Origin of the sequence: Anaerosacchariphilus polymeriproducens (assembly GCF_003363435.1) — a bacterium.
GTDB classification, from domain to species: domain Bacteria; phylum Bacillota; class Clostridia; order Lachnospirales; family Lachnospiraceae; genus Anaerosacchariphilus; species Anaerosacchariphilus polymeriproducens.
The window spans coordinates 208,500-230,744 of sequence record NZ_QRCT01000050.1 but is presented as its reverse complement, the minus strand read 5'-3'; the positions used below and the strand labels follow the sequence as shown (position 1 = coordinate 230,744).

General features: G+C 32.4%; 20 protein-coding genes. 1 reads left to right on the top strand and 19 read right to left on the bottom strand.

What is annotated here, in order from left to right; translation table 11 throughout:
- Positions 1–64: 64 nt before the first annotated feature.
- A complete protein-coding gene (locus DWV06_RS16500; RefSeq protein ID WP_115483310.1) occupies positions 65–919 on the bottom strand; it encodes a cadherin-like beta sandwich domain-containing protein in 855 nt (284 codons plus the stop codon).
- Between the two features lie 12 nt (positions 920–931).
- Entirely contained in the window at positions 932–3,289 is a 2,358-nt protein-coding gene (locus DWV06_RS16495) for an SH3 domain-containing protein (RefSeq protein WP_115483309.1), read from the bottom strand.
- A gap of 244 nt (positions 3,290–3,533) precedes the next feature.
- Here DWV06_RS16495 and DWV06_RS16490 point away from each other — a divergent pair, with 244 nt between their 5' ends.
- A complete protein-coding gene (locus tag DWV06_RS16490) occupies positions 3,534–5,381 on the top strand; it encodes a L,D-transpeptidase (RefSeq protein ID WP_115483307.1) in 1,848 nt (615 codons plus the stop codon).
- 149 nt (positions 5,382–5,530) lie between these two features.
- Here DWV06_RS16490 and DWV06_RS16485 read toward each other — a convergent pair whose 3' ends face one another.
- From DWV06_RS16485 to DWV06_RS16405, 17 genes are all read right to left on the bottom strand, one after another.
- Complete coding sequence (locus DWV06_RS16485) at positions 5,531–6,658, bottom strand: acyltransferase family protein (RefSeq protein WP_115483306.1); 1,128 nt, start codon at positions 6,656–6,658, stop codon at positions 5,531–5,533.
- Between the two features lie 23 nt (positions 6,659–6,681).
- Positions 6,682–8,553 (bottom strand): polysaccharide biosynthesis protein, encoded by a 1,872-nt coding sequence (locus tag DWV06_RS16480; RefSeq protein ID WP_115483304.1) that lies wholly within the window; start codon positions 8,551–8,553, stop codon positions 6,682–6,684.
- A 102-nt stretch (positions 8,554–8,655) separates the two neighbouring features.
- Positions 8,656–9,807: a DHHW family protein gene (locus tag DWV06_RS16475; RefSeq protein WP_115483303.1), complete on the bottom strand. Its 1,152-nt coding sequence runs from the start codon at positions 9,805–9,807 to the stop codon at positions 8,656–8,658.
- A 21-nt stretch (positions 9,808–9,828) separates the two neighbouring features.
- Positions 9,829–11,253 (bottom strand): MBOAT family O-acyltransferase, encoded by a 1,425-nt coding sequence (locus DWV06_RS16470; protein WP_115483301.1) that lies wholly within the window; start codon positions 11,251–11,253, stop codon positions 9,829–9,831.
- Positions 11,254–11,274: 21 nt separating this feature from the next.
- Positions 11,275–12,687, bottom strand: a complete 1,413-nt coding sequence (locus tag DWV06_RS16465; protein WP_115483299.1) for an oligosaccharide flippase family protein — start codon at positions 12,685–12,687, stop codon at positions 11,275–11,277.
- 5 nt (positions 12,688–12,692) lie between these two features.
- Positions 12,693–13,787, bottom strand: coding sequence for a DegT/DnrJ/EryC1/StrS family aminotransferase (locus tag DWV06_RS16460; protein WP_115483297.1), 1,095 nt, complete (start codon positions 13,785–13,787; stop codon positions 12,693–12,695).
- Positions 13,788–13,808: 21 nt separating this feature from the next.
- A complete protein-coding gene (locus DWV06_RS16455) occupies positions 13,809–14,609 on the bottom strand; it encodes an acyltransferase (RefSeq protein WP_115483296.1) in 801 nt (266 codons plus the stop codon).
- Between the two features lie 14 nt (positions 14,610–14,623).
- Positions 14,624–15,049 (bottom strand): sugar 3,4-ketoisomerase, encoded by a 426-nt coding sequence (locus DWV06_RS16450; RefSeq protein ID WP_115483295.1) that lies wholly within the window; start codon positions 15,047–15,049, stop codon positions 14,624–14,626.
- A 21-nt stretch (positions 15,050–15,070) separates the two neighbouring features.
- Positions 15,071–16,000, bottom strand: coding sequence for a glycosyltransferase (locus tag DWV06_RS16445; RefSeq protein WP_115483294.1), 930 nt, complete (start codon positions 15,998–16,000; stop codon positions 15,071–15,073).
- Positions 15,982–17,271, bottom strand: coding sequence for a hypothetical protein (locus DWV06_RS16440; protein WP_115483293.1), 1,290 nt, complete (start codon positions 17,269–17,271; stop codon positions 15,982–15,984). The genes DWV06_RS16445 and DWV06_RS16440 overlap by 19 nt, the downstream gene beginning before the upstream one ends.
- A 28-nt stretch (positions 17,272–17,299) precedes the next feature.
- Entirely contained in the window at positions 17,300–18,226 is a 927-nt protein-coding gene (locus DWV06_RS16435; protein WP_115483291.1) for a glycosyltransferase family 2 protein, read from the bottom strand.
- A 10-nt stretch (positions 18,227–18,236) separates the two neighbouring features.
- Positions 18,237–19,295 (bottom strand): NAD-dependent epimerase/dehydratase family protein, encoded by a 1,059-nt coding sequence (locus DWV06_RS16430; protein ID WP_115483290.1) that lies wholly within the window; start codon positions 19,293–19,295, stop codon positions 18,237–18,239.
- Positions 19,296–19,310: 15 nt separating this feature from the next.
- Positions 19,311–20,027 (bottom strand): IspD/TarI family cytidylyltransferase, encoded by a 717-nt coding sequence (locus DWV06_RS16425; RefSeq protein WP_115483289.1) that lies wholly within the window; start codon positions 20,025–20,027, stop codon positions 19,311–19,313.
- A gap of 11 nt (positions 20,028–20,038) precedes the next feature.
- Positions 20,039–20,944, bottom strand: a complete 906-nt coding sequence (locus DWV06_RS16420; protein WP_115483288.1) for a LicD family protein — start codon at positions 20,942–20,944, stop codon at positions 20,039–20,041.
- A 19-nt stretch (positions 20,945–20,963) separates the two neighbouring features.
- On the bottom strand, positions 20,964–21,623 hold the full coding sequence (locus DWV06_RS16415; protein WP_162300666.1) for an acetyltransferase: 660 nt from the start codon (positions 21,621–21,623) through the stop codon (positions 20,964–20,966).
- A gap of 1 nt (position 21,624) precedes the next feature.
- Positions 21,625–21,849 (bottom strand): acyl carrier protein, encoded by a 225-nt coding sequence (locus DWV06_RS16410; protein WP_115483285.1) that lies wholly within the window; start codon positions 21,847–21,849, stop codon positions 21,625–21,627.
- On the bottom strand, positions 21,849–22,244 hold the full coding sequence (locus tag DWV06_RS16405) for a VOC family protein (RefSeq protein WP_235828990.1): 396 nt from the start codon (positions 22,242–22,244) through the stop codon (positions 21,849–21,851). The genes DWV06_RS16410 and DWV06_RS16405 overlap by 1 nt, the downstream gene beginning before the upstream one ends.
- Between the last annotated feature and the right edge of the window lies 1 nt (position 22,245).

Sequence of the window (22,245 nt, the reverse complement as noted above, 5' to 3'; positions counted from 1 at the left end):
CTTTTTAGTCTCTACCTAATGTATAAGTGTTTTTATTCTCGTGTATTTTCAGAAACATTTGTGGCTAATCTACCTGATCCATTGTCTGATCTGGTGTCTGATCCGGAGTTTCTTCGCTTACACTTTTTCCATTCTCTACATTATCAAGAATCTCATCCTCTGTCAATGCTCGGTAGACATTTAAAGTATAAGTTTGAATTACTCCCGATGGTGAAGTTACTTTTATAAGGATTATATTATCACCATGATCCAGTTTTTCTTTCTGTTCTAATTCTACAACACTTTCTTCGTTCATAGGTTGTGCACTGAACATAAAAGTTTCTACTTCATATGGAACCTTTATAGAATATTCATAAGTATTTGGATTAAAATCAGGTTTCAATTTCCCATTTGCTACCAAAAGTTCATACAGCCTCGCATCCGACGGTTCTGAACGATTTACAACTACTTCAACTGCTGAACTTTTGGATAGTAATTGAACAGCTTCTGCATTTTCTGCTCCTTCCGCTTTTATATCATAAAGATTTAAATTGCTTATACCCAATTCAAGGGCTCGGAACTTCAACTCATAAACTTCTTCTGTAGCACCTTCAGGATATGTATCTGTTATTTTTACCGTTCCTCCTGTTCCTACGATAGAATCTGTGTTGCTCGAAACAAATTCTATCACATCCGAATTATAAGACAGATATGCATGAAGCATACTGATCGGCTCAGGACTCTCAATTTTTATTTTCACTGTAAATTCATCCAGGCGCTTTGCTGTTCCATCTATCGTTTCTACATAGATGGAGGCCTCATGTGCGCTTCCATTTATTACTACACCAAATACACCTCCGATAAGAAGCAATACACTTAGAATGGCAGCCATTGCATACTTATTTGATGATCCTTTTCTTCTAAACAATGCCCAATTCATATTAATTCCTCCTTAATTAGCCATTCTGGTAACTGTTATCGTATAGGTTCTACTACTACCATTTCCAGCTGTGCAGACAATATAAAATTTTCTACTGTGACCTGCTGTTAAACTGGTAATGTCTTTCGTTCCGGTACCAGAAACACTTTGAGCGTATTTACTCACTGCACTTGCACTTATATTAATTGTATTAACACCACTTGGAACTACCATATTATAAGATGTCTCATTATAAGCAAATGTTTTATTAAATGATAAACTTTGTGATCCATTTTTTACTACTAATGATTTTAAATAACTATTCGGATTACCTGCTTTTACCGGTAACGGACTTGGTGAAGCCGGCATATTATTATAGACCGGAATATAAAATACAATCGTATCATTTAAAATTCCATAATTACTATAAGCTTTGTAAGTTGTACTTGATTCACTTGTTGGCGCCTGTACATTCGTCATATATTGATGCCAGTAATAATACGGACTATTAACTACACTAAATTTTTGGAAATATAGTGTATTCTGTTTCTTTTGTATATAAGAAGCTCCAATATATTTGGCTCCTCCAACAATCGACTTATATGGTGTATTCCATGGTCTGTCATAGGTGGTTCCACTTTTTGCATACGCTAATCCATTGGCAATTGCACCGCCGCCAGGACTATCATTTGCAGCAATATTAAAATAATTATAATATCCTTCATATCCCGGATAAGTACCACTTACTGATCCACTTCCTGTAAGGCCTAATTCCTGTCTGGCACGTGCTGCCAAAAAGTATGGGCTCACTCCGGCCTGCTGTCCTGCCTCCATAAAAGTAGTATTATAATATTTACTATAGTGTCTTCCACCTTCTACATAACTAAAAGTACCATTCATAAATGTATCTTTCAGAATAGTAGAAACTACACTCTTTGATTGTGCAGAATTGTATGCCAAAGATTCAAATTGGAATATCTTTGTTGCTGTAAGTGCATTTCTAGGGTCCATATAATATTTCACTACATTTTCAGCTGCAGTATACCATGTTGTTCCATCGCACAATTTGTAAGTATCCGTAGCCCAGGAATATGCATTTGATGCGGTAGACAAATATGAGAACGGTGCACTATAGGTACCGCTGATACCATTTGAAGGTGCTGTGGACGAAATTGTATTTACACCTACCTTGGTTTCATTATAAATGACAGTATCCCAGGAAAGACCTGTATTAATAGGTACGAACCTCCAGTTCGGATAAGACTGATGTAAATTCTTTAAAAGTGGCTTATAACTACTTGGAAATCCTGCGATCGATGCATCAAAACCTGTATCATCTGTAATTGACACATGCCATGATAATATGTACCCCGTTAGTGTTTTTCCTGAAACTGAATATTGACATCTATACCATTTAATTCCTCTCACAGTTACAGAACCCATGATAGTCAGTGCAGTTCCTTGCTTTAAATATCCTCTTTGAGTTGATATCCCTGATGCAATTCTTCTTCCAATTGTATTCGCTTTCGTATAACCTGTTTTTAACGGATAGCTTGTACTTGCTGTTGAAATAAGCTGAGTCACTCTACTTGATGGTACATAGCCTGTAATAATTTTTCCATTTACATAGGCATTTACTTTTGTCCAATAAGTTTTATACACTTTCAAACTACCGCGAATGATAAGCTGATCATATGCAGAAATAGTTGCCAGTTTTGTATCATAATTATTAGCAGATTTATACATATACATTCTTACTTTAGCTTGTCCTAATTGATACTTAGTAGTTCTGGCTTTTACAGAATAAAAACTTAAATACGCATAATGCATATAACCTTTAATTTTTTTCCCGTTTCGTTTCACATAAATACGGTACCATCTAGTCTTACCACTGTATTTTTTGTCTATCACCTTTACTGTCGTATTCCTAGGAAGCAGACCAACTGCTTTTGACCTGGTGGTCGTGGATTTTCTGACATATACATAGGATCCTTTTACTTTTGCATATCTTTTCACGTATTTTGCTTTTGTAGTTGAGGATTTCTTAGTTACAGTCTTACTAGTCGTAGTCTTCTTTATATAAGAAGCCGCTACATAACCTGTCTTTCTCTTCCCTTTTACCGTTGCAGTTATCTTATACCATAACATACCTCTTCGGTCTTTCTTTGAAGAAGATATACTGACATTAGTTCCTTTGGGCAACTTTCCAATAATAGAAGAACTGGTAGAATAGCTTCTCCTTAAATTCAGAACACTGGCAGTCACCTTACCGCGTGATGCTGCTCTGACCTGATATGCCGGCATGCAAAGACTTAATACTAATAGAAAAAGTATCAGCCACATCTTATTAACCCCTAATAATGATTTGCCCCTCGCATACTTCTTCTCCATGCAAATGCCTCCTTACTGCCCATAAAATTTATCGACATTTTTTTATATTACGTTAACAATTATAACAAATTTTTATAAATTAATCAATAAATTCGCTATATTTTGACAAATTTATGTCTAAAATTGGAATTTTATGTAAACAGTGTTACAATATGTACAAACTTTTGGTTGTAAATTATCACCAATGCTTATATAATATATTAGATACTGATTACTAATAATAAAATTGCAAAGGGGAAATTTAATGAACAATGTAATGACTAAAACGAAAAAGGCTTTTTTAGCTCTTACGGTTTTAATATTTGCTGCCGTTCTGGCACCAATTACAATTTCAATGGGTAAATCCTATGCTTCTGCATATTCCATAAGAGTTAACAAAGCAACAAATGTAGTTACTATTTACAATAGCTCCGGTGCTGCAGTGAAAGCTATGATTTGCTCAACCGGAGAGGCTACACCAATCGGAACTTTTCGTATACAAGAAAAGTACCGATGGCATGAACTGATGGGACCTTGTTGGGGACAATACTGCAGCCGGTATAGACCGGGTATGTTATTTCATTCTGTATACTATTGGACCAACGGTGATCCTTCATCCCTAGATTATGATGCATGGGATAAACTTGGCACAACAGCTTCACATGGATGTATCCGCCTCACGACTGCAGATGCCAAATGGTTATATGACAACTGTTCTTACGGCACGACCGTCAGCATCTTCTATGGTTCATCTGCTGATGATCCTCTTGGAAAACCAGTTGTAATAAAAGTTTCACAAGGCGCATGGAATGGATGGGATCCGACCGATCCAAACAGTAGTAATCCATGGCATGCCGCAAGACCATCTATTAAGGTAAGAAATACTAAAATTCAATATGGATCAAATTTTAACCCAACATCAACAATCACCGCATATGATAGTGCAGGAAATGATGTTACCTCAACCGTTTCTATCTCAGGTGCAAATAAAGTAAAGACCAAAAAATTAGGTAAAAAGTTTAAAGTTACATATTCCGTAACAGATGCCCTGGGACGTACTGCATCAAAGGTAGTTACATATAAAATCGTAGATTTAAAGAAACCGATTATAAAAGGGTTCAGCACAAAGAAAAAGAATAGAGAATACAATTCTTTATTCTATTATAAGAAGAAAGTGTCTGCTAAATCTTATGCAGGTAAAAATTTAAATAAAAAATTATTAGTTTATGTAAAAATGCCACATTCTTCTAAATACATAAAATTACGTGGAAAAGCGATTTATCTTAACAAATTAGGAACCTATACCTTTAAATATAAGGTTAAAAACCCTAAAAATAAGAAAACTGCAGTAAAATATAGGAAGATCAAAGTAAATGATAACAAAAAACCACAAATCTTTGGTATGACATCTACTAGAACGGTAAATTACAAAACTACGATCAACTTGAAATCCGGTTTATATGCTAAATTACGTTCAGGTAAAAAGTTCAGAAGTAGTATAATACTCAAGATCAATACTCCTAACGGTAATAAAGGTACGTATAAATACTCTAAGATTAAGACTGCATTCACCTTTAATCAGTTGGGCAAATATAAATTCACATATATTGCAAAGAATCCTAGAAGCGGCAAAACCTTAACCTGTTATCGTTATGTTACGGTCGTAGATCCTGTAACCATTACAGCTAATAATGTAACAAGCGGATTAGATTTATACAATCCTAATACCAATACAATCCAGCCTATTAATTATAATGTCTTAAGTTTAGCTACAGCATCCGGATTAAAGAGTGGTAACTTGACTGGTTTGATTAAGATAACCTCAGTTAAAAATCCATTAAATCAAAATGTTGCAGTCTCAAACGGACTAGTTACATTAGATAAAGCAGGCATCTATACAGTTACCTATCAAGTATCTGGAACTAACCTAAGAACAGCTACGAAAACAATTACAATAAAAGTAATTAACAGTAAAGTTGGTTCAACTAATGTTCCAAATAACAAACAGACAGATGATACTCAAACACCGGATACAGGCTCTAATCAGACACCTGACATAGAGAATGCCCAGACGCAGGATAATGTAAGTATACAATCTTCGGATACAAACTAAATAAATTCTATAAAATTTGAAATAACCCATACAAGAGCAAAAATACTCCTGTATGGGTTATTTCTTTATCAATAAGTGTATGCATGATTTTAAACTTGGGGAAAAAATGAAAAACGGCATAGTCGATAATCACGACTTTGCCGAATTTTTTAAGTATTATATAATAATTCAAGCTTACCAATGCAAAATTTTTTGATTCTATCAATCATTTTTTGATATCGAAGAATTTTCTTAAAGTATTCAATTACGATGGATATAGCAATTGAAATTAACAATAATACTGCAATAATCAATATAAAATGCTGAAATGAATATGTAAAGTCTTTTAAATAATAAGCTCTTATAAATGTATGTACTAAAAAAATGTTCATCGAATGCTTCCCAATAAATTTTAGAATAGTGCCTAAAATCGGAAGTTCCGTAATAAATTCATAACTAAAATATATAACTAGTATTGGTATAATACCTAATTTAATTTCCCAAAATTGTTTCATCGGAAGCTGCAAATAAGCTTTATAACTAATGCAAATAAGAATACTTAATACTACAAATTTAATTACTTTATTTATATAAAAATTTTTTACAATCTTAAATTCCTTTAGTCTTCCAAGAATATTATACTCTGCAATAATCATTCCCATTATAACAAGAAATAAATACGATTTAAAATCAGTTCCGGTATGTTCAAGCTTAAGAACTCTTGGAAGACCTATGCATAATACAAGTGTTAATATATAACCAAATTTCTTAAAAGCAAAATATATGATAGGTACAAAAACAATTATCATTATTGCAGCACTCATATACCACCATGTCCCATTTAATTGCTTTATGCCAAATAATTTACCCAATCCCAAAAAATCTACTACCATTGACATAACACCTGTCGTAAGATTTTTATTAAAATATATATCAGTAGTTCGTTGATCTATGAACTGGCAGACAATACTTGAAAGAATAAAAACAAACCAATAGCCTGATAGTACAGATATCAACCGGGTGGTTAACCACTTTTCAAATTGAAATCCTACTTTTACCTCATGTTTTCCTATCGTATTCTTCAAGGATAATGCTAAACCATAACTACTGACAAAAACAAATAAACTTACACAAATTTTAAAAAATAAAGCGATATCTACTACAAAATCTTGCGTAAACGGTGCAAAATTTACTATTTGATCTTTAAATAATGTTGTGACTCGGAAATTGTGATGTGTAAGCATAAACAAAATACTAATTCCCTTAATTGCCAACGTATCATCTTTCGAAAAAGTCATTTCTATTTCCTCAACTCACCTTTTTATTCATATTCTTTTATTACATACGTGGGTACTAATTTCTGGATCTCTTTTTTAATTTCATTGTTTTCATTTTTAACAATTTCTTTCAACTCTTCAAGCTTCTCAAAAAATTCTTTTTCATCAAATTCAATTGGCTTTCCGATATGAATCAACTTATTTTTCGTATCCTGCATTCCTTCTTCTTCCATTAAAAGTTCTTCATACAGTTTTTCACCCGGGCGTAAACCGGTAAATTCTATTTTAATATCTTCACCAGGAATATAGCCTGATAAACGAATCAAGTTATTAGCCAGTTCTAATATTTTAACAGGTTCTCCCATGTCTAATACAAAGATTTCTCCACCTTTTGCATATGCTCCTGCTTGTAATACTAAAGAAACTGCTTCCGGAATCGTCATAAAATAACGGATTATATCTGGATGTGTAACAGTAACAGGTCCACCTTCCTTGATTTGCTTTTTAAATAAAGGAATTACACTTCCGTTACTACCTAATACATTACCAAAGCGTACTGCAACAAATTCAGTAGTACCTCTTTTGTTATAAGATTGAACAATCATCTCACACATACGTTTAGAGGCGCCCATTATATTGGTCGGATTCACTGCCTTATCTGTTGAAATCAAGACAAACTTTTCAACACTATGAGTAACAGCAGCCTCTGCAGCAATCCAAGTGCCAAAAACATTGTTTTTGATCGCTTCATTCGGACTCACTTCCATCAATGGTACATGTTTGTGTGCTGCTGCATGATATACAATATTAGGTTTATATATCTCAAATATACTATTGATACGGCTAGAATTTCTAATAGAAGCTATTAATACGACCAAGTCTAATTTAGGGTATTTCTTAATTAATTCCTGTTGAATGTCATATGCATTATTTTCGTAAATATCTACAATAATTAATTTTTTGGGATTTTGTGTGGCTATCTGCCGACATAATTCACTTCCGATAGATCCCCCTCCACCAGTAACCAAAACAACTTTGTCCTCAACATACTTCATAATAGAACATAAATCAACCTTAATCTGCTCTCTACCTAGCAAATCAAGTACATCAACTTTTCTAAGGGTACTTACACTTACTTCTCCATTTACTAATTGATAGATTCCCGGAAGCGTCTTTAACTCACATTTCGTTTCTTTACATATATCCAAAATTTCTTTAATCACTTGTTTGGAAGCTGATGGCATTGCTATTATTATTTCATCGATCCGATAAGATGCTACCATTTCAATAATTTCTTCTCTTCCACCGGCAACCTTTACTCCGTGAATATAATTTCCGACTTTTAAATGGTCATCGTCAATCACACAACAAACGTTTTTTTGCAAGTAGTGACTTGTATTCATTTCTTTGATTAACGCATTTCCTGCATTTCCTGCCCCAATAATCATTACATTTTTTCTCATTGCCCTAACTGTTCTTCTCTGTATTACAGAGCGCAGGACCCGGTAAGAAAATCTGCTTCCAATGATTAATATCAACAAACACATACCATACAATAAATAGTAGCTTCTTGGTACTGCATAATAATTCGGATGATTAGCTGCTAACATTCCCACTGTTTGTATTAAAGATGAAATAATACAAGCAGAAACAATATTTGCCATTTCTGTCGCACCTGCATATGTCCATAAACTGTGATATAATCGGAACAAATAAAATATAATAAGTGTAACTACTATATTAAAAGGTAAATATTTCAGCATGGTATCCATGTATTCTGTTACACTATAAGAATATTGTAAATCAAAACGCAATAAAATCGCAGCTATTGAAGCTATAACAACCGAAACAATATCACAGAGTATTAAAAAAATTCTCCTATACACTAATACCTTACTTCTAATTTGTCTTTTCATTTTCTTTTCCTTTTGTTTATAATCAATTTCTTATTCTTCTATTGATAAAGTACTTTAATATTCTAGCATATGTTAAAACTACTGTAAACCTTCATACTTGTTCTAGTTATACTGAAAATGCTCCATATTTGCTACAGAAGGCGGCTGTATCACTTGTAACACGATATCCGGCTTCGTTTCTTTTACATAATCATAGACCGATTTATCTGTAAAATGACGCAAATCGATAACATCAATTTGACCTACGCAAGTAGAAAGGAAGCTTTCCAACGGTAATACATATGAGTCTTTAATAATTAATATCTTCTTATTATCTTTTACTAAATTATTTTTGTGAATAACTAGTGGATAATCACTACCAGTATATACAGCATAAGCAATGTCTCCAAAATAATTTTTTTCTTTTATTCTGTTCATATCAAAAATTGCCTGTTCGAAAGTGCCTTCCCGATAAACTCGGGAATAAGGTAGTTCTAATGACATGTTGGTCTCAAATTTGGGATAGATCAAACTAATATCATCAATACCAGCATAGTAAATTCCAGTTCTTTTACCACAGCTTCCTAGAAACCAATCTTTATAGATTTTCTTCTCAAAATTATTAATATTTGTTTTTTCTTTATCTATCTTAAAACCATAATTTTTGTTCAGTTCCTCTACGATTTGAGTATATGCAAAAAAAGCACCTTCTATATTCCAATGATGATCTGTCTTAAAAAATAAAGAATCATAATCTAAATTACTCTTATTAATATTTTCTCTTAAATCGAGATAATTTACTCTATTTTTATCAAATTCATTTAAAAGTTTATCAGCATTTTCATTGGAATGATCTTCTATCCCTTCAGGCAGTTCCTTATCGTATTTATTGATGGAACAGGGCGTTTGAATCCACAAAAACGGAATTTCCTTGTCGTCTAAAAAACGATTTAAATTGACTACATTCTCTGCCTGCTTAGAAATATCTGCTTTTCCATAAACTTCAACCAAACGACCATTATTTAATTTTATTCTATTATTAAAACTTCTTCTTCCAATCAATTTGGCCATGTATCCATCTGCGTTTATCAAAGTATGCTGTCCTGCAAAATTTGTATTATAAGTTGTTTCGAACGATTGAAATTTTTCTTCTAATGTTTTACCCTGTACATTTTCAAATGAAGATAATACATTTTTTAAATTCAAAAAACTTACACCAATTATGATAATTAAGAAGAAGAACATTAATAACCTGTTTTCTTTCATCTTTTCCATTTCGCACCTCTATATTTGTTATTAAAAGTTAAAGTAAATAAATGGATTGTGTGTATTTACTACTAATTCCGCAATCACTACAATAAATATAAAACTGTATACGATGGGCATTGCAATTTTATAGATTTTAATTGCTTTTTCTTTATTACTGATTTTTTCTACCAGCCATTTAAATATTGGTGTCGATAAAAGGAAAGCAAAAACAAAGTAAATGAAATATTCTTTAAAATAAAATAACGCACTTGAGTCAAATATCTGGTTTCCGGAAATCCCAAACATAGTTTTTAAAAAATAAACTCCCTGATGAATGGAATTGGAACGGAATAAAACCCATCCACATATTACACAGATAATTGTAAAAAGCTGATAAGTTATTTTAGAAACCTTATATTTAAATCGCTCAGGATAGCCGGAAAATTTCTCAAATGCAATTAAAACAAAATACATAAGTCCCCATGCAATAAACGTCCAGTTCGCGCCATGCCATACTCCTGTTAAAAACCAGACTGCAAATAAATTGCGAAACAAAAGTAACTTAGATTTTACTCTGGAACCTCCAAGCGATATATAAACATAATCTCTAAACCAAGTGCCTAAAGAAATATGCCACCTTCTCCAAAATTCGGAAACAGACTTTGAAATATATGGATAATTAAAGTTTTCTTCAAAATGGAACCCAAACATTAGCCCCAATCCAATCGCCATCTCTGAATATCCCGAAAAATCGAAGAACAATTGCAAAGAGTATGCAACCGCACCGAGCCATGCAAATGATATGCTTAATGTTCCTGCTCCAGCTATTGCAAAAGCTTTGTCAGCTACTATTGCAAGCGTATTTGCAATTAAGACTTTTTTTGCTAATCCCTCTAAAAACCGTTTTACCCCAAATGCAAACTCATCAAGTTTTTCTTTCCGGTGATTAATTTCGTAAGCCACTGTTTCATATCTAACAATCGGTCCAGCAACTAATTGAGGAAATAAAGCCACATACAAACCAACATTCAATGGGTTTTTTTGCACTTCTCCACGTTTTCTATAAATATCAATTACATAAGACATTGCCTGGAAAGTAAAAAATGAAATTCCAATGGGCAATGCAATATTGGTCTGTGGAATTCTTCCTTCCACTATTAAATTTAAATTGCGTATAATAAAATTAAGATATTTAAAGACTATCAATAACCCAATATTAAACAAGACTAAAATTACCATTAATATTCTAATTTTAAATTTATCATCTCGATATTTATCTACTAATAAGCCTAATATATAGTTTAAAAGTACCGATGTCAGTAAAGCGAAAACAAATTTTGGTTCTCCCCATCCATAGAACAATAAACTAACAAAAAACAAAAATACATTTCTCATCTTTTTGGGCAATAAAAAATAAATACCTAATACTGCCGGCAAAAATATAAATAAAAATAACTTACTCGAGAATACCATGTTTCAATTCCTTTCTCAACTTTACTTTCTATTTTTAATTAGTAAAATTAAATTTTTAAAATCAGGCATATAAAGTACAATTGTTGAGATACATACTGCAATCATTCCAATAATATAATAGTTGTTCCCAATAAATAATAAAAAAGTACTTATAGCAGCAATTAAGGAAACAATACCAAATCTTCCTTTTATTTTCAACAGATCCATTTTGGTGGTAATTGCTACAATAAGAATAACGGATACGATGTATCCAATTAAAGTTGCAGCAGAGCAGCCTTTAATACCGAATTTATCAATAAGTACATAGTTCAATACTACGTTTACTATCACTCCAATGCACAAGGAGCCCGTGATCATATATGTCTTTTTCACTACCAAAAGCTGATTACTTGCGACTTGAAACACCATTAATAGTAAAGGTGACAAAAACAAATATGGAAATACAACTCCCGCTTTTTCAAAATCCCCTGAGAAAAATAATTGAAATACCCAATTACTCATTGGTGTAACGATAGCGAACATGATTAATGATATAACGCCAAGGTATTCAAAAATTTTTGATGTCATTCCCACTTGATCGTCGTCTTTCATAGTAGAAAAAGCAAAATACTGCCAGCCTCCTGCGAAAGCTGAATAAATAAGCTGACTTACTGATGCTACACGCAGACCCATGGAATATATCCCTTGTTGCCCAGCACCTAATACATTCATTATGATAATCTTATCAAAAGAACTGAATACCCAATATATTAAAAAAACCGGTAAGGTAGGCAGTCCAACACGTAATAACTCTTTTGCAACCGGCTTGTCATATTTTTTGAAACTAAAATGTTTATAATTTATTTTTAAGAAGAAAGCAAATATAATTATTGATGCAATCAAATTTGCATAAATCATTCCATTATATCCGAAACCTTTTTGCAACAAATAAATGGCTAATAAATAATATCCCAAAGAATTCAGTAACCCTGAAACTACATATATTTTCCTCTTATTTTGTATCCGTGTTGGCGCTGAAATAATATTTCTATTTGCCATAAAAAATATTCCAACAGCTGACATAATAACAATGTTAATACAATTATAATTTCCAAAAAATATTTTTGAAAAAGCAGCCCTAAATAGTATCATGAAAAACATAACAATCATTGAGGCAATGAATACGATAACCATTGCCGAAGAAGTGACCTTTGCTTTATAATCTTCACTATCTTTTTCAAAATATTCTCGGAACATAGAATCATAAACACCTAAAACAGCGAATGCTGAACCAAAATTGATAATTGTAATGAACATATCGAAAACACCAAAATCAGCCGTATCTTTCAATATTTTTGCTAATATTGGCAACATGATCAATGGTACAATTTTATTTAGTATATTAACAAGCCCATATGCTAAAAAGTTTTCAATAAATAACTTTAATTTCTTCATTTCTTCTAATATTGATTAATTATATTAATTATGTAATTAATCTCCTCCTCTTTCAATCCGTAATACATCGGAAGACTAATTACTGTTTTTGCAAGTTCTTCCGAAATCGGGAGTGAACCTTCCTCTATTCCCAAACTTAAATAAGACTCCTGCATATGAATTGGTATAGGGTAGTGAATTGTAGTTCCGATTCCATTTTGATTTAAGTATTTTTCAAATTCATCTCTATTTTCTGTACGAACGACAAATACATGCCAAACTGAATATTTTTCATCATAAACTTTTGGCATAATAATTTTATTATTCTGAATGCCATCCAGATACATGGAAGCTATTTCATTCCTCTTATGATTCCATTTATCTAACTCATGTAATTTAATACGTAAAAAAGCAGCCTGTACTTCATCTAATCGAGAATTATTTCCTTGCAGAATATGATGATATTTTATTTTGGAACCATAATTTCCCAACGCTCTAACTTTTTCAGCAAGCTCCTCATCATTCGTAACAACAGCACCACCATCGCCTAGTGCACCCAGATTCTTTCCGGGATAAAAACTAAATCCTGCCGCATCACCTAAACTGCCTGCTCTTTTTCCTTTATATAATGCTCCATGAGCCTGAGCACTATCTTCAATTACTTTCAAACTGTATTTTTTTGCTATCTGATTTATTTCATCCATATCTGCTATAGATCCATACAAATGTACAGGAATAATAGCTTTGGTCTTATCCGTTATTTTTTCCTCAATTAACTTCGGATTTATTAAATAGCTGTCATTTTCAGGTTCGACCAATACCGGCACTGCACCCGCATAAGAAACTGCAAGAGCTGTTGCAATAAATGTATTAGAAGGAATGATGACTTCATCACCATTTCCTATATCATACGCTTTCAATATTAAATATAATGCATCCAGACCATTTCCACATCCGACACAATATTTTGTACCACAATAATTCGCGTATTCTTGTTCGAATTTTTCAAGTTCTTCTCCTTTAATAAACATATTTTTTTCCAATACTCTTTGAAAAGAACCTATCATTTCATCTTTTATCTCATTATGCATTGTCTCAAAAGAAACAAATGGAATTTTCATATCTTCACTTCTCTCTCTTTTTTAGATTTTCAATTGCTTTTCAATCTGAGCATACCATGTATCATAATCACTATCTTCCCAAGGCATACCTCTTTTAAAAGTATATCTCCATGGGTATACTTTTTCACCTGTAAAACGATTCTTTATTTTGGATATATCTGAGATGACTTTTGCCGGATTCCCTCCAACAATAGAAGTTTCTTTCACATCTTTGATAACAACGGAACCTGCAGCAATAAGAGTATCCTTTTCAACCGTTACTCCAGGGAGTAATAAACTACCGGTCGCAACAATAGCAAATGATTCAATGTGCACGCCAAGCATAACTTCTGATGGTGGTGTTGGATCATTCATCAGGACTGTATAAGGGAAAATCCAAACAAAATCATCTATTACTGATTTTTGACCAATATGCACATTACTATGAGCTCTTACATAATTTCCAATTTCACAATCCCCTTGAATATCAGATAAAGTACCGAAGCTTACATGATTTCCAATTTTGGCTTTTTCACGAATGGTAACATTATGTCCTGTCTGAAAATGATCTCCAATCGTTGAATCTCCATAAATAATGGTTCCGCTTCTGATTATTGCATTCTCGCCAATTACTAGTGGATGTTTGCCGGGATTTCTAGTCTTAAAGAAATCCATCTGATATTCTCCTAAAATGCAATTAGCACCTACCATAGTTCCTTTTTTTAAAGTTACATTATCTCTAATAATACAATTATAATCAATAAAAACATCGTCCTCCAAAACAACATTTTCACCAAGTATTACTCCTTCTTTGACTATTACGTTGTTACCTTTTTTTACCACGAAACGGCCTCCTCTCAAATGTCTGATTCATCATCAAATGTCTTTTTTGCTTCATTTACGTAAAAATCATAATTTCTAATATAATCATTTTCATCATAATGTTCAGATGCCAATACCAATAATACTGCACCTTCAGAGAAATCATACATTTCCCTCCAAACCATAGGTCCAATATACAAACCTTCTGATTTATCATTTAATTCAACTGTACTTTGATCATTCGGAATTTTTAAACGGATTTTTACAGACCCATTGACACAGATTAGAACCTGATGCAATTTTTTGTGTGAATGAAATCCTCTTGTCACATTTGATTCTACATTTGTAATATAGTAAATCCGTTTCACTTCAAATGGTATATCATTCGTTGCTTCAATAGGAGTCAAATGTCCATATTGATCTTTTATGCATCTGAATTTTAACATTCCCGTATTATACATGTTTCTTCCTTTCTACACAAACTAACATTGCGCTTTCTTAATTAATCTCTTGTTCTGAACCTTCTTTTTCTTATACCAATACACCCATTTTGTAACTACATCAATATGTGAAATATAATAAAACAACCCTAATTTACTTCTATCCCCAAATTGCCGTATATTACGAAATTCTAACATACGCCGAGTACTCAATGTAAATTTATTTTTATTCTTCAATAAAATTTCATTAATTAATATTTCTTCATCTTTGATTAATAGTGGATGTCTCTTTTTGCTGTTTGATACACCACCCCATCGATATAAGATTGTGATTTCATCAAGAAACCCAATTTTTTCATTAGCCATTAACAATTTTATATAATATGGCCAGTCTTCCAAAAGTCTCATTCTCTCATCAAACTTCCCATACTTCTCAAAAACATTTCGATGGTAATAAGTAACGGAACCACTAATTACATTACGATTACAGATTAAATTTAATGTTTTCTTTCTACTTTTTTCAATAATCCGTTGTTCGACTTTTGAAGGTAATATAAATAATTCTTTTTCATTTTCTTCATTAATACACATTCTTTTTGCTGTCAAAACTAAATAATTACTATTTTGAAAATGTTTTACAATCGTTCGAATGGTATCTTTATTGTAAAAGCAGTCTCCACATGCTAAGTTACACATAATCTGTCCTGTCATAATATCTATAACTTTGTTTAAATGTTTAACTGTCCCAATATTCTCTTCATTGTGGTTAATAATTACTTTTATCCCTTGCTCTTCTAACCTTCTTTTTTGTTTTTCTATCAACACTTCATCATAATTTTTTGAACAGTCGTCACTAATAATAACTTCCATAGAAGGATAGGTTTGTTTTAAAACAGAATCAACCGTCTTTTTAAGAAATGTGCTATTATTATAAATTAAGATTGGAATAGAAACTAAGATATCTTTAGACATATTTCTCTCCTAACTTTCAATTTGCTTTCACTGGGGGACTTCTCTTCTAAACGAATCAATGCTAAAGCTCCGAAGAACACAAGCATATATGGTACTTTCAGTATATAAGGCCTTTGATAAACGGATATTAAAAATATACTGCTAAAAATAATCGTATTGTAATTTAGTCCTCCATACAAAATTGCAACTCCTGCTAGCCATGCCATAATAATAAGAAACCCTAATACTCCATGGTTGTATATTAAATTTTTATAAGAAGCACTGCCATACATCTGATCATTCTTCTCTGAAGCTTCATAACCATTTCCTATCCAAAAATCGCTATTTTTATCTTCTATAAATTTTTCAAACACGTTATTGAACCCCTCATTTGTCCTGTTATTTTTAATAACAGCACTGCTTTGGAAGTCAAACCTGTTCTGTATCAATTTTATATACTTATTATTTGACTTTATATTAAAAAATAATACGATAACCGCAATTGCCAAAATACAGACACGTATTGTCTTTTTGAATCCATTGAAATACGCCTGCTGCATGATCATAATAAAAAGAAGAAGATAAAATGCCAAAGAAAGTGACAAAATACCACCTAACAATAGTATGACATTTCTGATTGATTTTTTGAACCTCAATCCTTCTGCTGCTAAGATTATAGCACAGAACGTTCCAACTACCCCGGGTTCATCGAAAATTCCACATAATCGGATTTCTTTCGCTGAAGGATTGACTATCAATAATCCTCCAAAATATTGTTCATAATATTTTCCAGTCGCGACCTTCACTATATGCTCTGACTCAAGAATATTCATTGGCATGGAAACACCTATGCTTTTCAAAATAAAGTAAATAATACTTGGTAAAATAGCGATTGCGAACAACCATGCAAAGATACGAAAAGCTTCCGCCTGTGTCTCCTTATCCAATAAGATAAATAAACAAATCGTACTTATAATACACAAACTCCCTATACTAAATCCAGGAGTCGTTAATGTTCCAATATAATATTGCCACACGCATATAAATAAAAACACTCCACAGATAAACAGATTTTTCATTTTGACCGTTTCTCCCAAGTAATAAATCATAACTGCCATCGCAATCAGATTTAAAATAATCATAATGTTTATCAATGGTGTCAAAATGCCTTTATGATAGGTTGTCCAAACAAAATATGGTTCCATAAGTATAATTGCATTCACTGCAATTAATAGTGAAAATAAACTTTTTAATTTTATATTTGGTATTTTAATTATTTCATCCAATTTCATATGAAACTTCCTTTTCTATCGAAGAATGTTATATCCATCCTGTTAAACTCTTCATTACAAATATCACCTTGTTTCCTAATATAGCTTTTTTAAGTTTCGGATGATTCATTATGTTGTATACACCTCTAATTGAATTTGCATGTTGAAAAAGAGTTAGGATTTCTTTATCTTTCTGACTTATCTCTCCCTCAAAACAACGTTGTAATTCTATTGCTGTCTTGCTTCGAGCCTTTTTATATTTTTTTGTTACCATTCGCTTGTATTTGTCATGAAGCTTCTCATGTAAAGCCATACTTTTTGCGCCTACAACATTATTCTGGTGTTGTCTATATAAGATATAAGAATTTTTATCATAAATAATTTTACCGGATAAATTTGCAACAAGCATGACCCATACATCATGTATTCGCAATTCTAAAAACTCTTGCGACGGTCTATGCTTTTGCTGAATCAGAATATTTCTCAAATTTTGGTTCATGACCATTGTGCATCCGGCAATATAATTTGCAAAGATTACATTTTCTAACTTATGTTTTGGTTCCGTTTGATAACGAGTTTTTATTTTTTTACCATCTTCATTTACTAAGGTTTGATTAGAAATATATAATCCCGGTGCTTTTGTCTCCAGTTTTTCTAACTTAGTAATTGCCACTTCCATTTTATTTTGCAGCCAAATATCGTCTTGATCACAAAAAGCATAATAATCTGCATCCGGCGACTGGTACAATAATTCCATAAAACTATTTCCAACACCCATATTTATCCCTGTAAGCAACCTCAGTTTTCCGGCTTTCTCATATTCCTTCAGAATACTGGTCGTACCATCCTTTGAACTATCATCTCGTACAATTAAGCTGATATCCACATTTTTTTGTACCAATACACTATCTATTTGTTCACGTATATATTTTTCACCATTATACGTACTCATTAATACTGCAACTGATTTATTCATAGAATTCCTTTCAATCTGTATCTTTCATACTTTGAATCATTCTTTCAAAAGCCTCTTCTAACCCAACACTTGGCTGCCATCCCAGTCCATTTATTTTTTTACTGCTGATGCAGGTCCTATTAACTGGATTATAGCCATGTTTCGATTCGTCTTCTAATTGAATTTTCACCTCAAACTCACCATTCGCATATCGATCAACAAGCATTTTTGCCATATCATAAATTGAAATTGCAGTTTCCTCATTTGCGACATTATAAGCTTCTCCTTCTTTTCCGTCAAGAAGTACTAATAATATAGCTGTGATTGCATCTTTGGTATAACAATAGTTTCTTGTCGTTTCTCCTTTTGTATGCAAAATAATATCTGATTTTTCCAGAGTGCACTTTGCAAACTGTGCGAACACCCTGTTGTCTTCTTTACTTACGCCGGGACCAAAAGTCTGTGTCAATCGGATGACCTTTATCGGAACTTGATATTCGCTCATATAGGATACTGCCAGACATTCGCACATTCTTTTTCCTTCAGAATAGCTGCTTCTGGGCGTTAATGGATTTAAATAACCTAAATCTTCCTCCATAATTTCCTTCTTTTGCGTTATACCATAAACTTCCATGGAAGACAGATAGACGCAGCCTTTACAAGCTGTATTTTTTGCAAATTCAAAAATATTATTGCACCCTTCAATACTGGTATAAATCGTTTCTACCGGCTGTTCCACAAAACTCTTTGATGATGTCATACTGGCTCCATGTATAATATAATCAATAGACTCTTGAATATCCAATTTATCTTGAATATCCTGAACTATAAAATTCAAATTATCGTTTTTATCAATTTCTGAGAAAACTTTCTCTGCTTTTTCTTTACTTCTTACTAAAGCAAATACTTTCAAATTTAAATCTCGAATTTCATTAGCCAACATCAATGTTCTAACAATTTGACTTCCAAGCAATCCTGTTGCACCGGTTATTAATATTCTTGTGTCTTTGAATTTATCCCATTTCAGCATTGAAGATGAAACTATGTTTTCTATATCTTCTTGTAAAATTTTGTCTTGAGATATCAGCATACGATCACTCCTTTTCTAGCCAAAAATTTGAGAATTCTCTTTTGCATCCAGAATTGCTTTTAATAAATAATAATCTACCGGATTTGTAATTTTAATATTCTCACTGTTTCCTTCAACTGTGATCAGTTTGTAACCATAATGATGCATAATAGACGCTGTATCAATAAAATTTTTCTTACCTTCCTTTATTGCCTTTTGATGTGCGTCATATACATCCTTTAGAATGAAGCATTGCGGTGCTTTCGCCATCTTACATTTAGAGCGTTCATAAATATCCGTCACGCAATTCCCATCATTTTCCAGTACAATCGTTTCCACTGCAGGTACAACGGTAATTCCGCTTCCATGTTCTTTTACAGATTTGATATTTCTTGTTATCAAATCCTCATCAATGATTGGGCGCACTCCATCGTGTACCAAAACGGTAGAATCTTCTGGAACTTCTTGCATTAACTTATGAATACCATTGTATATGGATTCCTGTCCGGTCTCCCCACCTTCTACAATCCATTTTATTTTCTCCAAGCCATTCTTTTTTATTATTTTTTTTAGATATTCAATCCACTCTTTTAAACATACTACAATAATACCATCAATATCTTTGTGGTTTTCGTAATGTTCTAATGTATATATGATAATGTCTTTTCCATACACTTCCAAAAATTGCTTAGGCCTGGTCTTGGTATTCATTCTTGCTCCCGTACCACCGGCGAATATTAATGCATAATTCATACAAACCTCCATTACTGTTCATGATTACAATCAAATGCTACACATAAATGTTTTTCCCTTTTATCTTCTGGAGGAATTTCCATATAATCTCCATACAGATTAGATAAATATTTATCTATATCATTCGGAATATAAACTTTTATCCCTTCAAATTTCCCTTCTTTTACCGGAAAGAAAACATCTTTATGCAGCATTTCTCCGGAGTAATGCATTCTACCCGAAGCAATCGTCATATACTTCGTTTCCTTTCCCTGTACAAATTTATCAAAAATAGCAAACCACTTTTCCGCACTCAGAAAAGAAAAGCACATTCCTACAAACAATCTATTTTTATAATATTTTTTACTTTCTTCGTTACTATTCATATAATTGGCTAAATAAGGATTTTGATTTTTGTACCAAAAAACACTATATGATGCAAACTTTAATACATTAGAAATAAAACCTTTGCACTTTCGCATTATCTTATTATTGGGAACATAATCAATTGGTGTCAGATCAATATAAATACAATTTGGATATTTTGCGCCCGCACTCAACATATTGACATACGTAGTTCCTTTACGCATGATCCTTGCTAAATAGCAGTTAGCTCCCTGCTTTCTTCCCGGGGCCAGCAAATAATACCGATCACCTAATTCTTTATTAAAAATTTTCAATAATTTATTATAGTCTTTTCTTGAAATCATCATATCCAAATCATCATCCCAAGGAATGAAACCATTATGACGGACAAGACCTATTGCACTGCCTCCTCCTACCATAGGTTTGATAGAATATTTATCACATACTTCCATAATATCTTTTAAACACTCTAAAAGACATGCATGAAGTTTGCTTAAATCTTCTTCACTCAACATATGTAATTCATCTGTCGCATTACTCATTTGTGATAATCTTTTTTTGGATACAAACATTTTGCTTCTCCTTACTCTTTTACCATACGGAATTATTTGTGTTTAAACCTATTTTTCGGGCAGGACTACTCATAACAATAACACGTTCATCTAATTTATTAACTACCGATGAACCTATTCCCACTACCGCATAATCTTCAATTTCAATCTCATCTTTAATGGTAGCACCTATCCCAATAAAAACTTCATTTCCAATTTTCACCGTTCCACTTACACTTACAGATGGGCATAACATACAATGATTTCCTAATTCACTGTCATGGCTGATAGTATTATTTGCATGTATGATACAATTATCCCCTATCTTTACATTCGGTCCAATATAACAGTTTGGGAATACAATGATCCCTTTTCCAAACTGTGTCAAATCTGATATATGAGATACACTTTTTGCAATGATATTTACTAAGGAATACCCTGCCTGTTCTACTTTCTCTTGTAAGATACGTCTGATATGAGGTTCCCCGGATGCTATAACAAATCCCACTTTATCTTCTTTAAATAACTCTACAACCTGTTGGAATGTAAATACATTACTTCCATTGATCTCTTCAATAGCCCCATTGTCATCTACAAAGATAAAGCGATCCCATTTATCCTCCACTTTATTGATACTTTGAGCAAGATCCATCACTTCTTTACCAAGACCTCCGCAACAATAAACTGCTAATATTCTCATTTTAGTTTTCTCCATTGATATATTTTAGAAAATCTTTTACACTCTTGATATCATCTACTTCATCAAAACCAATTTCACAATTAAATTCATTTTCAATTTCAGTTACCAATTGAACATGGGCTAAAGAATCCCATTTTTCTTCATTCTCACGTACTAACTCCATAGAAACATCTTTTTTGTCCATTTGCAAAATATCAGCTACAATTTCAATTAATCTTTCTTCCATTACATGACCTCCACTAATTCTATCATTCCAATATTTTTTTCGTATAAAAAAGCAACTCTTTTTCCTTCAATAGCTACTGCCTCTTTGGGCTTTTGTAATAATACATATTTTTGTTTCTTTAATGAATCAATTGCTTCTTCTATTTTTTCCACTTCATAACAGATATGATATGGTGTATTTCCAAGCTTCTTAATTAATCCTGAAACTGTTGAATTTTCATTAATTGGTGAAACTAATTCTACGCGGTAACCATCTTTTATTAAAAAACAAATATAAATACCACGTGCTTCATCATTAATGATCTCTGTTTCTTTTACATATCCAAGTGCTTCAAAAACTTGAATAGAATCTTCTATATTTTTTACTAAATACCCGATATGATGTATATTTTTCACT